The organism is Candidatus Binatia bacterium (assembly GCA_029243485.1).
Lineage (GTDB): Bacteria > Desulfobacterota > Binatia > UBA12015 > UBA12015 > VGTG01.
Map to the genome: position 1 here is coordinate 313,671 of JAQWRY010000088.1, position 12,987 is coordinate 326,657.

At 65.7% G+C, this 12,987-nt stretch carries 13 protein-coding genes; 5 read left to right on the forward strand and 8 right to left on the reverse strand.

Going from position 1 to position 12,987, the window contains the following annotated elements:
* Nucleotides 1–93: 93 nt before the first annotated feature.
* Nucleotides 94–2,412 carry an amino acid permease gene (locus P8R42_29820; protein ID MDG2308800.1) on the reverse strand — a complete coding sequence of 773 codons (2,319 nt, stop codon included), beginning with the start codon at nt 2,410–2,412 and terminating at the stop codon, nt 94–96.
* 205 nt (nt 2,413–2,617) lie between these two features.
* Between P8R42_29820 and P8R42_29825 the strand changes: the two genes are divergently transcribed.
* On the forward strand, nt 2,618–4,384 hold the full coding sequence (locus tag P8R42_29825) for a hypothetical protein (protein ID MDG2308801.1): 1,767 nt from the start codon (nt 2,618–2,620) through the stop codon (nt 4,382–4,384).
* Nucleotides 4,385–4,575: 191 nt separating this feature from the next.
* Here the strand turns inward: P8R42_29825 and P8R42_29830 are convergent, their stop codons facing one another.
* Nucleotides 4,576–4,950, reverse strand: a complete 375-nt coding sequence (locus tag P8R42_29830) for a hypothetical protein (protein ID MDG2308802.1) — start codon at nt 4,948–4,950, stop codon at nt 4,576–4,578.
* Nucleotides 4,951–5,120: 170 nt separating this feature from the next.
* Nucleotides 5,121–5,246: a hypothetical protein gene (locus P8R42_29835; GenBank protein MDG2308803.1), complete on the reverse strand. Its 126-nt coding sequence runs from the start codon at nt 5,244–5,246 to the stop codon at nt 5,121–5,123.
* Between the two features lie 229 nt (nt 5,247–5,475).
* Between P8R42_29835 and P8R42_29840 the strand changes: the two genes are divergently transcribed.
* Genes P8R42_29840 through P8R42_29850 form a run of 3 tightly spaced genes read left to right on the forward strand, consistent with a single transcriptional unit; the run spans nt 5,476 to nt 8,782 of the window.
* Nucleotides 5,476–7,098, forward strand: a complete 1,623-nt coding sequence (locus tag P8R42_29840) for an acyl-CoA synthetase (GenBank protein MDG2308804.1) — start codon at nt 5,476–5,478, stop codon at nt 7,096–7,098.
* A gap of 5 nt (nt 7,099–7,103) precedes the next feature.
* On the forward strand, nt 7,104–7,796 hold the full coding sequence (locus P8R42_29845) for an SOS response-associated peptidase (GenBank protein ID MDG2308805.1): 693 nt from the start codon (nt 7,104–7,106) through the stop codon (nt 7,794–7,796).
* A gap of 11 nt (nt 7,797–7,807) precedes the next feature.
* The gene (locus P8R42_29850; protein MDG2308806.1) at nt 7,808–8,782 is read left to right on the forward strand and encodes an alpha/beta hydrolase; all 975 of its coding nucleotides are present in this window, start codon (nt 7,808–7,810) and stop codon (nt 8,780–8,782) included.
* On the opposite strand, the gene P8R42_29855 is transcribed toward P8R42_29850, so the two are convergent.
* The 4 genes from P8R42_29855 to P8R42_29870 form a co-directional block, all read right to left on the reverse strand.
* A complete protein-coding gene (locus tag P8R42_29855; GenBank protein MDG2308807.1) occupies nt 8,739–9,464 on the reverse strand; it encodes a HAMP domain-containing sensor histidine kinase in 726 nt (241 codons plus the stop codon). The two genes, P8R42_29850 and P8R42_29855, sit on opposite strands and share 44 nt — an antisense overlap.
* 49 nt (nt 9,465–9,513) lie before the next feature.
* Entirely contained in the window at nt 9,514–10,053 is a 540-nt protein-coding gene (locus tag P8R42_29860) for a PadR family transcriptional regulator (GenBank protein MDG2308808.1), read from the reverse strand.
* A 75-nt stretch (nt 10,054–10,128) separates the two neighbouring features.
* On the reverse strand, nt 10,129–10,572 hold the full coding sequence (locus P8R42_29865; protein ID MDG2308809.1) for a hypothetical protein: 444 nt from the start codon (nt 10,570–10,572) through the stop codon (nt 10,129–10,131).
* A 355-nt stretch (nt 10,573–10,927) separates the two neighbouring features.
* Nucleotides 10,928–11,197: a hypothetical protein gene (locus P8R42_29870; GenBank protein ID MDG2308810.1), complete on the reverse strand. Its 270-nt coding sequence runs from the start codon at nt 11,195–11,197 to the stop codon at nt 10,928–10,930.
* A gap of 593 nt (nt 11,198–11,790) precedes the next feature.
* Here P8R42_29870 and sixA point away from each other — a divergent pair.
* Nucleotides 11,791–12,297, forward strand: a complete 507-nt coding sequence (gene sixA, locus P8R42_29875) for a phosphohistidine phosphatase SixA (GenBank protein MDG2308811.1) — start codon at nt 11,791–11,793, stop codon at nt 12,295–12,297.
* A gap of 3 nt (nt 12,298–12,300) precedes the next feature.
* Here the strand turns inward: sixA and aat are convergent, their stop codons facing one another.
* Nucleotides 12,301–12,942 (reverse strand): leucyl/phenylalanyl-tRNA--protein transferase, encoded by a 642-nt coding sequence (gene aat, locus P8R42_29880; protein ID MDG2308812.1) that lies wholly within the window; start codon nt 12,940–12,942, stop codon nt 12,301–12,303.
* Nucleotides 12,943–12,987: the final 45 nt, after the last annotated feature.

Consider the following 12,987-nt stretch of genomic DNA (forward strand, 5'->3'; position numbering starts at 1 on the left):
CCGTAGCCGGCCCGCCGGTCACCTCGTTCACGCAATGGACGTCGATCCCGGTGCGCGTGTTGTGGTTGGTTTTGAAGCCGCTCGCCACCCGACTCAATTCGGCGAATCCTCCCCGTCCGCGGGTTCGTCGGACTCGCTCGCGTCCTCGGGCGGCGCCGCGTCTTCCGCGTGCGACGCGGCGGGTGGCGCGGGCTCCTCTCGTGCTTCCCGGAGACGCACGTCCTGGCAGGCGGCCACGAGGGCGACGATCGGCAGGCGGGCGAGCGTCGAAGGCAAGTCCCGGCCGAACGGATCCTCGAGATGCATTCCCGCAATCCGTAGCGGGAAATAGACGAGCGCGGCATCCCAAGAGAGACGGATGACCTCGTCGAGGTCCGGCTCCTGCGCGACCTCGACCGCCGCATCAATCCGGAAGTCGTCGCTCAGGCGGCGCTCGAGTCGCGAACGAAGGCGCTCCGCGTCGGGCTCGCTCGACGGCGCGATGACCCGCAGAGAGGCGTCTTCCCAATCCGCGGTTCGCGTCATGAGGTGGGCGAGAAGCAGGCAGAGGCGTGAAGACTCATCGTCGAACCACCAGATATCGATTCGACGCTGGTCGGGCGCGAGTTCGCCGAGGCGGAGCCAGGCCGTCTCGCCCGTATCGAGAACGACAACATGTTGGCCGAGCTTTACGGCACCCGCAAGCATGCGGCCGTACCAGAGCTGCGCGCTGGAGCCTGCCTCGGAGATCGCTTCGAGCCAGTTGACCAAGACGGTGTTCGACCGGAGCGGCCCCACGCCCCACGCTTGAACGAGCGTCGACATGCCAGTGCGGACGTCGGGGGCCGCGACGGCTAGCGGGTAGACGTCGTGCTCGTGCTCTTCGATCTCCGCTCGGAGTTCCGCCTCCGCCTCGGCACAACGCCGTTGCGATTCCTCAGAGAGCCCCTCGCCCTCGATGAGAACGGCCGCCGTGACGATTCCCGAGTTGCCTGCGATCCACGAGCCGAACTGCAATACGCGCTCGCGGCGCTCGAGGCCATGTGTGAACGCCAGGATTTGAGGCTGCCAATCGGTAGGTCCCTCGGGCTCTGCTGCGATCTCGCGCAGCCCCTCTCGGACGCGCCGGAATTGGTACGCACGGCGGCTGTCGCGCCAGCGCGCGGGGACCGCGGTGCGACGGACATACTGGTAGATGGCGGCAATCACGGTGGTGGCGATCACGCCGGAGACCGGGTCGATTGCGAGCATGACGATCCCGCAGAGCGCCGTTCCGGCGAGGCTGGCGTGCGCGTGGAAGAATCCGAAGCGCGGGCGGAACGAGGGGCTCGCCGCGGTGGCCTCGACGTACGTAGCGTAGTTCAGCAGCCCGTAGGAGATGAGGAAGAACATCGATACGAGGCCGGCGATCAGGTTGAGGTTGCCGGCCGCGATCGTGACCCCGGCGATGACTGCGGTGAGGAGGATCGCCCTGCGCGGGTTCCCCGAGGGGCCGTGTCCGACGGCGAACGGGGTGAGGCGCAAGAAGATTTGGTCGGCCGCGAGCGCCTGAAGAATTCGGGGCGCACCGAGGAACGAAGCGAGTGCGGACGACAGCGTTGCGGCGAGAACGCCCGCGGCGATCAGCCAGGGTACGAGCGCGATGTGCTTTAGCGCGGCGGACTCGTTCGCCAGAGTCGTCAACGGGGATGTCGACCCAAGGAGTAGGATCGTCGCGGCGTAGACGACGGTCGAAAGCCCGACCGCGGCGAACGTCCCCGTGGGGAGGCTGCGCGCGGGGTCTTTCAAATCCCCGGACATGCTCACCCCTTGGGTGAACCCCGTCACCGCGGGGAAGAAGATTGCGAACAGCACCCAGAACCCCGGGCCTCCGTCGGCCGCGGTCCAGTTTGCCCGAAGCATCTCACCGCTCACGGCGGGCACGCCGCCCGCGAAGAGGGAGATCATGGCCCCGACGAGGAGGACCATGATCACGTACTGAAAGCGCGTCGCGAGATCGGCGCCGAGATAGGCGAGCATCAGAAGGAGCGCCGCCGCTCCGCCGGCGACCGCCTTCTCCGGCAGAGCGGCGGCTTCCGGCGAAAGACCGGAGACGCCCTCCGCGAAACCGACGCAGTAAAACCCGACCGAGACCGCTTGTGCGACGAATAGTACGAGCCCGAGTGCGCCGCCGAACGACACACCGAGGCTGCGTGAGATCAGATAGTAGTCGCCGCCGCCGCGCACCCGGCGGTTGGTCGCAATCGCAGACAGAGAGAGGCTCGTCAGCGTGGATATCGTGGTTGCCAAGGCCAGGATGAGCAGCGCCTGGGCCACGCCGCCGCTCCCGACGACGAACCCGACCCGCAGGAAAAGGATCAGTCCGAGAATGGTGAGAATGCTCGGCGTGAAGACTCCGCCGAACGTCCCGAGTGTGCCGCGCGACGCTGCCATCGAAGGTGTCATATCAGTGGGGCCGGAAAGCCCAATGACCGCGAGCCGTTTTCCCGATTCTTCTTTTCCCGACCAGCCCGATCGGCCGGTCGGTTCGGCCGGTTCGGCCGGGGGGGGGGTGAGGGGCGTGATTGACCGGCGTCGCGGTTCCGGGCTACCCAACGTAGACGGCGAATGTTCCCTGGACAGACGAGGCAAACAACTCATGAAGATCGAAGCTCTGAAGCGCAGCGGGCTTGCCCTGCTTCTCCTCCTCCTCGTCTCCGGCTTCACCGCTGGTTGCGGCTCGGATTCCACATCGGGAACGACGACGTCCGGACCGCCGGTGGAAGTGCCGCCCGATCCCGATCCCGATCCCGATCCCGATCCAGAGCCGAAACCAGAACCGGATCCGAACGGGTGCGACGAGTCGTTCGACGGCGCCTACGACGCGATCCAGAACGTCATCTTCGAACGACATGGCTGCACGGCACAGGCGTGTCACGGCAGCAGCGCTGCCGGTGGCCTCGAACTCACTGCGGACGTTTCCTACGACAACCTCGTCCGAGCCGACTCGGTTGGGAGCAGCCTACGTCGCGTCGAGCCGACGAGGGTGAAGGATAGCTACCTCTTTCATAAGCTGGCTTCTGCGACCGACCCGTCGCTCGTGACGATCGACATCGCCGGGAGCCCGATGCCGCTGTCCGGTGGGGCGCTGTCGCCAGAGGAGCTCGACGCCGTGCGATTGTGGATCGAGGGCGCGGCCCCGCGCGAAGGCTCGATCGGTGACGAGTTCGGTGGCAACCGCGTCGCCGAGCTGCTCGACACTTGCCTGCCGGATCCCGACCCCGTCGTGATCGAACCCCTCGAGCCGCCCGCTGCAGGGACCGGTGTCCAGATGGCGATGCCCCCGCATCAGATCCCGGGCGGAGCCGAGTTCGAAGTCTGCTTTGCTGAGTACATCGATTTCCGGGAACAGATTCCGGAGGAGTTCCGCACCGCCGACGGCAACTTCTTCTTTGCGAACGGCAGCTTGAATCTGGCCGACCCGAACACGCATCACATGACGATCAGCTACTCCGGCTTCGGCGCCGAAATGGTCGACGCGCCCGAGTTCGGGCGTTGGGAATGCGCGGCAGGCCCGCTCGAGGGCGAGTCGTGTGATCCCCTCGATCCCAGCCACTGCGGCGGTGGGCAATGTCGATCCGAGCTTCAGAACAGCGTGGCCTGCCTGGGCTTCGGGCCGCCGGGGGGCGGGAGCGGCGTCACCCCCGGAAGCCGGATCAGGACCGGGAACGGGCGCCCCGGCTTCTTCGCCAAGTTGCAGTCGCACGGGATCTTCTACTGGAACTCCCACGCCTTCAATCTGACGCCGAAGGACCTGACGCATCACAACTACACCAACATCTACTTCACTGACGATCTCCGCTTCCAGGACGTTGGCTTCCAGGACACCTCGAACATCGGCATCGCCGCCGGCACGCCGCCCTTCGCGAAGGTGGAGTACTGCGCTGAGCATGTGCTCGCACGCGGCACGGAGCTGTTGAGCCTCGTCTCGCATACGCACAAGCGAGGCGAGCGGTTCACTATGACTCTCAAGAGCACCGGAGAACTCTTGTACGACAACCCGTTCTGGGACGATCCGGTCTTCGTCAACTACGACCCGGCGCGGGTGTTCGATTCCGAGGACCCCGACGACCGCACGATCATCTACTGCGCGGTCTACAACAATGGTGTCGCGCCGGACGGTTCGCCCGACGTGGGCAGCGTCACGCGTCTTTCGCGCAAGCCGGCCCGTTCGAGTTGTCGCCCCGTGGCCTGTGCCGAGGGGTTGGTCGGCGAGCCCTGCGCCGGCGTGAACGACGACGCAGCATGCGACACGTCACCCGGCGCGGGCGACGGCATGTGTGACGCGTGCTCGATCTCGGGAGGTCTGACCAGTGACGACGAGATGTTCATCCTGTTGGGATCGACGCTCGAGGTCGTAGGGTAGCCCAAGGTTAATTCGCAATCGTTTTGGGCCGGTCACCCGCCGGGTGGTGGTCGCCGACATCCGGATGATCGAGCAAGAAGCCGGGTGCTCGGGGCACATCGGGAGTGTGCGCGTATCGACAAAAAAGGGGCGTGGCCACCCGGCCACGCCCCTTTTTTCGTCCGAATCGGAATCTAGAAGATCGCGTGTCGCTACAGGAATGCGCCGCTCGAGGAAGCGCAACGGATGACGCCGACCTTGCTCTTGGGCAGGGCCGCGCCTTTGATCTTCGGAACGAAGGCCATGCTTAGGCCGTCATGCGAGACGGCGAGGAGCTTGCCGTAGAAGGCGCCGACCGCGTAGGGCGGTGTCGGTGGGGCATCGTTCTTGGTGACGACGCTGGTCGACGTGGCGGGCGGGTCGAGGCGGACGATCGCCGCTTTGGGCCCACTGCGCTTGAACTTGGCCTTCACGAAAACCTTGGAGCCGTTCGCGAGGCCGATGTCGCTGAACTTGCGGTACGAGCCACCGGCTTCCACCGATAAATCGCCCTGGATGACGACGGCCGCGAGGTGATGCCGCCCCACAGGAAGACCGCTTCAAAGGAGATTACGCTCGACAGCTTCGTGTGGAAGAGGACTTCGCCTCCGGCGTTGGCCTGGGGGCCGAGCTTGAAGGAGGCGTAGGTCGTGCCGCGGATCGGAGTTGTGTCGCCGACGAGGACCGCGGTGACGGCAGGGCCGACGCCGGGAATGCCCTACGTAAACACGCCGTCCGACCCACCCACAACGGTTGCGAGGAACGCAACGGTGCCGATCGAGCTGGCTTCGGAAATCTTCAGGAACTCGTCGTACACGCCGCCCGCGGCTGCCGGCTGGCTCATCGCGGCGACGGCAGCGAGGACATAGGAACAGGACAGTCTACCGTTTCATGGTGGGTTTGCCCTCCTCGAGGCACTTCTGTGCGCGGGTGCGCGGGTTGGGGACATGCGATCGCGACCACCACCCCATAGGCCAAATCCAGAGGCAATGCATTTCTCGTTGCATCTTTGGGGCATTTCCGGCGGTGGGGCTCCGGTTGAGACCACCTCGTGCAGCGTGTTCTATAGGTGAATGGAGTTTAATCTAGCCGATCTTTTCGAGCACGCCGTCGACCACTTCGGAGACCGCGAATACCTACTGGCCGGGGGCAAGCGGCGCACGTACCGCGAGATGGAGGAGAGGGCGAACCGCCTGGCCCACCACCTCGCCGGCCAGGGCATCGGGAAGGACGACCACGTCGGGATCTACGCTTACAACTGCGTGGAATGGGTAGAAGCCCTGTGGGCCGTCTTCAAGATCCGCGCGGTCTGGATCAACATTAATTATCGCTATGTCGAAGACGAGCTTCGCTACCTCTTCGACAACGCCGATCTCAAGGCTCTGGTGTTCGCTCGGGAGTTCGCGCCACGGGTCGCGGGCGTCCGGGACTCCATGCCGCTGTTGCGACACATTGTCATGCTCGAGGACGGCTCGGGAGTAGATGCGTCGGGGCTCGATCCGGTCGACTACGAGACCGCTCTCGCGCAGGGAGCTCCGGAGCGTGATTTCGGCCCGCGCTCGGGCCAGGACCGGTACATTCTGTACACCGGCGGGACGACCGGCATGCCCAAGGGCGTCGTCTGGCAGCACGAGGACGTCTTCATGGCGCTAGGCGGAGGCATCGATCCGATGTCCGGCGAGCGCGCGACCCGCCCCGAGCAGATGGTGGAACGCGGCAAGGCGATGGGGATGTCGATCGCGTTCCTGCCGATCGCACCTCTCATGCACGGCGCGACGCAGTGGGCGGTGATTGGGCAGAGCTTTACGGGCAACAAGGTCGTCTTGATGGCGAAGTTCGAGGCGCCCGAGGTCTGGCGTCTCGTCCAAGAGGAGAAGCTCAACTCGATCATGATCACCGGCGATGCGATGGGCCGACCGTTGATCGAGGACCTGCAGGCCGCCAGCTCCGGCCGCGATGTCTCCTCGCTGTTCACGCTGTCGTCGAGCGCTGCGACGTTCTCGCCGACGGTGAAGGACGCGTTCTTCGAGAAGTTCCCGAATCTCATGATGATCGACGCGATTGGTTCGTCGGAGACCGGCAACACCGGCATGGTGACGGTGCAGCCCGGCCACACGGAGATGAAGGGCGGTCCGACCGTCAAGAAGCTCGGCGCGACCGTGGTGCTCGACGAGGACGGCAAGGTGCTCCCGCCGGGAACCGGCCAGATCGGCAAGCTCGCGCGCGGCGGCGACATCCCGCTGGAGTACTACAAGGATCCGGTGAAATCGGCCGAGACGTTCGTCACGTACGACGGGGTCCGCTATTCGATCCCCGGCGACTACGCGACAATCGAGGCTGACGGCAGCATCACGTTGATCGGCCGTGGCTCGGTTTCGATCAACTCCGGTGGAGAGAAGATCTTCCCGGAGGAGGTGGAGGCCGCCGTAAAGTCGCATCCGGACGTGTTCGACTGCACGGTCGTCGGCGTGCCCGACGAACGGTTCGGGCAGCGGGTGTGTGCGGTCGTTCAGTTGCGCGAAGGACGGTCTCCGACGCTCGAGTCCGTCCAGGAGCAGTGCCGCACGAAGATCGCCGGGTATAAGGTGCCTCGCGAGATGCACGCAGTTGATGAGGTGGTGCGATCGCCGAGCGGCAAGCCCGACTACCGGTGGGCGAAGGAAGCGGCCCTGCAAGCGCGCGGCGACTCGGCGTAACGCCGATGTGCGGCCGGTTCACGTTGACCTCGCCGGCGCAGGTGATCGCCGAGATCTTCGGCGTCGACCCGCCCGACGGGTTCGAGGCGCGGTACAACATCTGCCCGAGTCAGGCCGTCGTGGCGATTCGCCAAACGACTGACGAGGCACAGCGGGCCATGGCCTTCCTGCACTGGGGGCTCGTGCCTCACTGGATGAAGCAGCCGCCGAAGGACGCGCGGATGATCAACGCGCGCTCGGAGACGGCGGCCGAGAAGCCCGCCTTTCGTGACTCATTCAAGTCGAAGCGCTGCCTGATTCCCGCCGACGGCTTCTTCGAGTGGCGCAAGGAGTCGGACGGCAAGCAGCCGTATCTCATCCGGCTGAAGAGCGAAGAGCCGTTCGCGATCGCCGGTCTTTGGGCGGCGTGGCGTAGCGACGACGGGCCCCGACTCGAGTCGTGCGCGTTGCTGACGACGAGCCCGAACGAGTTGATGGAACCGATCCACGACCGCATGCCGGTGATCCTGCCGCGCGACAGCTGGGAACTCTGGCTGGACCCGACCATCACAGACGCCGCCAAGCTAAAGCCGCTGCTGAAGCCGGCGGACGCAGACGTGATGGAGGCCTTCCCGGTGAGCAAGCACGTGAACAGCCCGCGCAATGACGACGCCAAGTGCCTCGTGCACGAGGCGCCTCTCACCCTTTTCGATCTCTGAGGAACTCGACGATGGCATCGAACGATCTTCTCGCCGGCGTGCAGCGCCGTACGGTGGAAACGAATGGCATCCGCATGGCGTTCATGGAGCAGGGCACGGGCCCGGCCGTCGTTCTCTGTCACGGCTTTCCGGAGCTCGGCTACTCCTGGCGCCATCAGATGGCCGCCGTCGCCGACGCCGGCTTTCGCGTGATCGCTCCGGATCTCCGCGGCTACGGAGGCACCGATCGCCCCGAACCGGTCGCCGACTACGACATCGTGCACTTGAATGGAGACCTCGTAGGTCTCCTGGATGCGCTCGAGATCGATCAGGCGATCTTCGTCGGCCACGATTGGGGCGGCAACCTGGTCTGGGAGATGCCGAAGATGCATCGGGACCGGACCGCCGGGGTCATCGGGGTGAATACGCCCGCGCTCGCGCGCGCACCGGTCGAGCCGACCACCATCTTCAAGATGATGTTCGGCGACAACTTCTACATCCTACACTTCCAGCAGCCGGGCATCGCCGATGCGGGTCTCGCGAAGGACGTGCGCCGCACGTTCCGGAAGTTGATGCGCAGCGGCGTTCCCCTCGAGCAATACGCGAGCTCCACGTTCCGCGAGGACGGTAAGATGCGCAACATGGTCGACGCCGTCGAAGGCGATCAGGAGGTCGGCGAGCTGATCGTTTCGGAAGAAGAGCTCGGCGTCTACGTCGACACGTTTGAACGGACAGGCTTCACCGGCGGCATCAACTGGTACCGAAATTTCGATCGCAACTGGGAGCTCAGTGCCGCGTGGGCCGACAACCCGATCGACGTTCCGTCGCTGATGGTCACCGCCGAGCTGGATCCGGCGCTGCGCCCTGAACTCGCCGAGCCGATGAAGGAGTTCGTGCCCGATCTCGAGACCGTACAGATCGGCGGCTCGGGCCACTGGACGCAGCAGGAGAAGCCCGACGAACTCAATCGCTTGATGGTCGACTGGCTTCGGCGTCGGTTCGGCTAGCGCCTTCGAACCGTTCCGCGGACGCCGCCTGGAGCGTAACCGCGGCCGTGGTGCCCGGCCCCGAGCGGGATGAGAACGCGAGCTTGCCACCGCTCGCCTCGATCGCATGTCGGGCGATTGCGATTCCGAGCCCACACGAACGTTGCTCCGCCGACGGCGGCAGGCCGCGGCCATTGTCTGCGATGGTCAGCGTGCATTCGTCGCCGAGGCACCACCCCCGAACCGCGATGTCGGGCGCGACGCCGTGGCGCCGGTGCCGAATCGAGTTCTGGACGAGGTTTCGCAGAGCGATGCGAAGCTGCGCGGGATCACCGAGGACCTCGGGGAGGGCCCCGAGGATCCGAAACGCTCCGCCGCAGAGTTCGAGCTCGAGGGTGACGTCGGTCCGGGCGGCCTCGATCAGGTTGCGGAGCGCGATGGCGCGCCGGGGAGTGGGCCTGCGCGCGACTAGGCCGGGGAGGGCGCCGAGGAGTTCGTCCGCCTTCGACAAGCTCTGCCGCGCGATCTCCAGATAGCGATCGCAGGTGCCCGTGCCATGCGGGTCCATCCGTCGCGCGAGCTCGTGCATGGCCGCGCCGGCCGTCGCGAGGGGCCCGCGCAGGTCGTGACAGATCGCGAGGCAGAACCCTTCGGCGGATTCGACTGTGGAACGAGACGCTGGTGCCCGGTCGGGAATAGCCATAGTGCACCCTGTTCTCCGTTGCCGGGCGGTGCGAGCGGGCTCCGCGGATCTATGCCGCCGGCGCAGTGGGTGATGTGTCGGGAGCCAGTTCCCGCAAGACGATCTCGAGCCAATCGAGTTCGGCGGCGAGAATCTCTCGCGCGGCGCGCGGGGCCGTGTTTCCTCTTGCCGCCTCCGAAGTCCTTTGCTCGATCGACCGCAGCAAGGCTTCGCACCGCCGCCGCTGCACGCCGATGGCCTCGCGAACGAGATTCGGTTCCGCGAACCGATGCGCGACAGCCAACTGAGCGATCCAGTCGTCGAATCCGAGGCCGTCGTTCGGGCGCTCGCTTTCGGGATGCGTTCGCCACACCTCGAGTGCGGCGCGGCCGTGGTTCGAGATCTCATAGAACTTCCGCGACTCCCCCGCGGTCGCCCCGCAGAAGGAGTCGGCGAGGCCGTCGCGGTCGAGGCGGTCGAGAGTAGCGTAGACCTGCCCCTGGTTCATGGGCCAGAAGGATCCGATGCGTTCGGACAGCACGGCGCGGATGGCGTACCCGTGGAGCGGGCCGTCGGTGAGAATCTCGAGGACTGCGTACTTGAGTGCCATCCTCGCTCTTTGCGCGGTCCCGCCGGCCGCCGCAATGGCCGCGCGGGCATGATCTCGTCCGTCGGGGGCCGGGCTTTACTTGGACGCCCGAGGCTTGCACGCTTTCTGTCTCGTGAGCCAGCTGGGCGCCCATCTCAGGCGCTTTCTTCCGATGCCGATGCCGATGCCATCGCGCCACTCGAGCACGCGTTCGCGGTTCGCGGCCGCGCGCTCGGGGTGCAGGTGGGACACGTCGGTCTTCTCCTCGGGGTCGGCCTTCGTGTCGAAGAGCATCTGGCGGTTCAGCATTCCGCCCCAGGGGATGTAGTACCAATCCCCTTCCCGCAGGTAGTACGCGTCGCCCTTGTAGTGCGTGTACGGATTCGGTTTGCGGTCGTCGCCGAGGACGAACTGTCCGCCGGAAGGTGGCCGGGCCAGCTGAAGACAAGCGGGGTTCGGAACCCCAGCTCGTGCATCGAAGACTTCCCGCGCCGCCCGCCGAGGTGCACGGGCACTGCTTGATCGTGTGGCTGAGCCCACCCGTTGTCGGAGAGGTAGACGATGAGAGTGTTCTTGCGGAGGTTCTCGTCGTCGAAAAAATCCAAGAGCCGGCCGACGACGGCGTCTTCCCACGTGCAGTTCGCATAAGAGCAGCGAGCTCCCTCGACGGCGTCTCTGGCTCGGTAGCGATTGTAATACGCCGGTGGCGCGTTGTGGGGCGTGTGGGGGAGCTGCGGCGCGAACCACAAGGACAACGGCCCGTCGCGATGCGCCCCCAAGAACTCGAAGGCGGGATCGAGCGTCCGGCGCCCGATCCCGCGGCCCGCGGTGGTCGTCGCCGAGCATCACGACGATGTTGGGACGATCGGTCGCTTGGGGACTGTCTCCCCATACGTCACCGCGGTAAAGAGAGTGGGGACGAGCCCGGTGAGGTATGCGGCAGAGGAGCTTCGGTGTTCCAGAGAATCTGCGCGAATGGGGCTGCGATCCCCGCCAGTAAGCCGAGGTACTTGAAGCCGGCGAGGATCCCGATCGTGAAGACGATCGACACCGTGAGCCACCGTTTCGGGTGGGGGCTCCGGAGCATCCCGGGCAGGAGCGCGTAGTTGATCCCGATTTCTGCGAGAAGGAGGAGCAGGTACGGCGCAAGCCGCAGGAAGTACAAGAGAAGGCTCGTCAGCAGCGGTCCTGCTTACCGCGAACGGGAGCCGCACCTGCTGCAGGCCCCGCTACGTGTCGAAGAGGCCGGCCTCGATCAGTGCGTGCGAGGTGACGATTTCGTCAGCGGAGATCCCGACCGCGTGCAGCGGAAGCGCGAGCATGTGGCGAAGCCCCCCCCCCCGTGATCGCTTTGCCCGCCGTTGGCATGGAGAGTGAGTCTCCGAGGTACACCAGCCTCGGCGGGCCTAAGTACTTGAGTTGTTTTGCAATGTGCCGGGTGACGGACGACTGCACGTCCCGCGCGACCCTGGTTCTTTGGCTGGCGGCGACTTCGCTTGCGTCGAGGACCGACAGGAGGAGCTAGCCCGTCCCGAGAAAGCCGCCGGTGGCGCAGAGGGGCCCGACGAAGAATCGACCGATTTCACCAGTCGGTGCGCTCCAGGCGTGAGGCTGGTGCTGTGAGGAAGAAGACAAAGGAAGAGGACAGAGTGCAGTTCCGGCTGCGTTCCTGCCAACGCACGGGCGGCCCGCTGACGTTTTGCACTCGACGCGGGCTCGGGTGGGGATTACATAGGCGGCTTACCAAGGAGCCAGCACATGCCCCAACGTCGCATTTATCTCGTTCGCCATGGAGTCGCCGAGGATTACTCGGACAGTGGCCGGGATTTCGATCGCCGCTTGACTACCGAAGGTCACGATAAGATGGCGCGTGTTGCGCGTGGCCTCGCCGAGCTCGAAGTGAGCGTCGATCTGCTGGTGTCCAGTCCGCTCATTCGTGCGATCGAGACGGCTGATGGGCTGGCGGCAGAGTTCTCCGGCGCGCGTCGCGAGGTTTGGGACGAGCTTGCTTGTGGGGTCGACGAGATCGCCTTCACGGCGCGTCTCGCCGAAGTCGATCCTGGTGCGAACGTGATGCTCGTCGGGCACGAGCCCGACATCGGCGAACTGCTGGCCTACTGGTTGACGGGTCGGATGGGCGGGTTCTACACGCGCGTTCGGAAGGGAAGCGTGAGCTGCCTGCAGGCGGGCTCGCTGCCCCCTGACGGCGCCGCGACGTTCGAGTGGATGATGACGGCCAAGCAGCTGGGCGCGATCGCCCGCTGACCGTCAGAGGACTTGCGGCGGATCGAAGAGAACCAGCCTCTTCGCGAGAGTTTCTTCAAGGCGGCCGAGGAAGTAGTCGCGGGGCACTTCCTGCGCGCCCATCCGCTGCATGTGCGGTGTGATGACCTGGATGTCGATCCAGTCGAGGCCGCGGCTGTAGACGTGATCAAGCAGGTGGAGCAGCGCGAGGTGCGACGCATCCGGCTCCGTGTGGAACATGCTCTCGCCGCAGAACGCTCCGCCGGGGTCGATACCGTACAAGCCTCCGACCAGAACGCCATCGCGCCACGCCTCGACGCTGTGCGCGAATCCGAGGCGGTGCATTTCCTCGTAGGCGGCGAGCATCTCGTCGGTGATCCAGGTTCCCGCCTGGTCGGCCCGTGGAATCTCCGCGCACGCGCGGATGACGGTTCCGAAGGCCCGGTCGATCGTGAATTCGAGGCCGCTCTTGCGGCGCGCCCGTGCGAGGTTTCGTCCGACGTGCAGGTCGGGGAGTTCCAGGACGGCTCGCTCCCGGGGGCAGTACCAGAGCAAGGGGAGGCCGTCGCCGGGCCAGGGGAAGACACCGCGCCTGTACGCCGAGAGCAGTGTCTCGGGTCGGAGATTGCCGCCAACGGCGACAATATCGTCGAGCTCGGTGGACATCTGCCGGTGGCATAGCAAACGAATCACCGTCGTCATCAGTCGGCT

Bases quoted from the DNA above. Each gene is read 5' to 3' on its own strand.
- P8R42_29840 (MDG2308804.1), top strand. From the start codon at position 5,476: ATGGAGTTTAATCTAGCCGATCTTTTCGAGCACGCCGTCGACCACTTC.
- P8R42_29855 (MDG2308807.1), bottom strand. From the start codon at position 9,464: ATGGCTATTCCCGACCGGGCACCAGCGTCTCGTTCCACAGTCGAATCC.
- sixA (MDG2308811.1), top strand. From the start codon at position 11,791: ATGCCCCAACGTCGCATTTATCTCGTTCGCCATGGAGTCGCCGAGGAT.
- P8R42_29860 (MDG2308808.1), bottom strand. From the start codon at position 10,053: ATGGCACTCAAGTACGCAGTCCTCGAGATTCTCACCGACGGCCCGCTC.
- P8R42_29820 (MDG2308800.1), bottom strand. From the start codon at position 2,412: ATGGCAGCGTCGCGCGGCACACTCGGGACGTTCGGCGGAGTCTTCACG.
- P8R42_29825 (MDG2308801.1), top strand. From the start codon at position 2,618: ATGAAGATCGAAGCTCTGAAGCGCAGCGGGCTTGCCCTGCTTCTCCTC.
- P8R42_29845 (MDG2308805.1), top strand. From the start codon at position 7,104: ATGTGCGGCCGGTTCACGTTGACCTCGCCGGCGCAGGTGATCGCCGAG.
- aat (MDG2308812.1), bottom strand. From the start codon at position 12,942: ATGTCCACCGAGCTCGACGATATTGTCGCCGTTGGCGGCAATCTCCGA.
- P8R42_29835 (MDG2308803.1), bottom strand. From the start codon at position 5,246: ATGAGCCAGCCGGCAGCCGCGGGCGGCGTGTACGACGAGTTCCTGAAG.
- P8R42_29850 (MDG2308806.1), top strand. From the start codon at position 7,808: ATGGCATCGAACGATCTTCTCGCCGGCGTGCAGCGCCGTACGGTGGAA.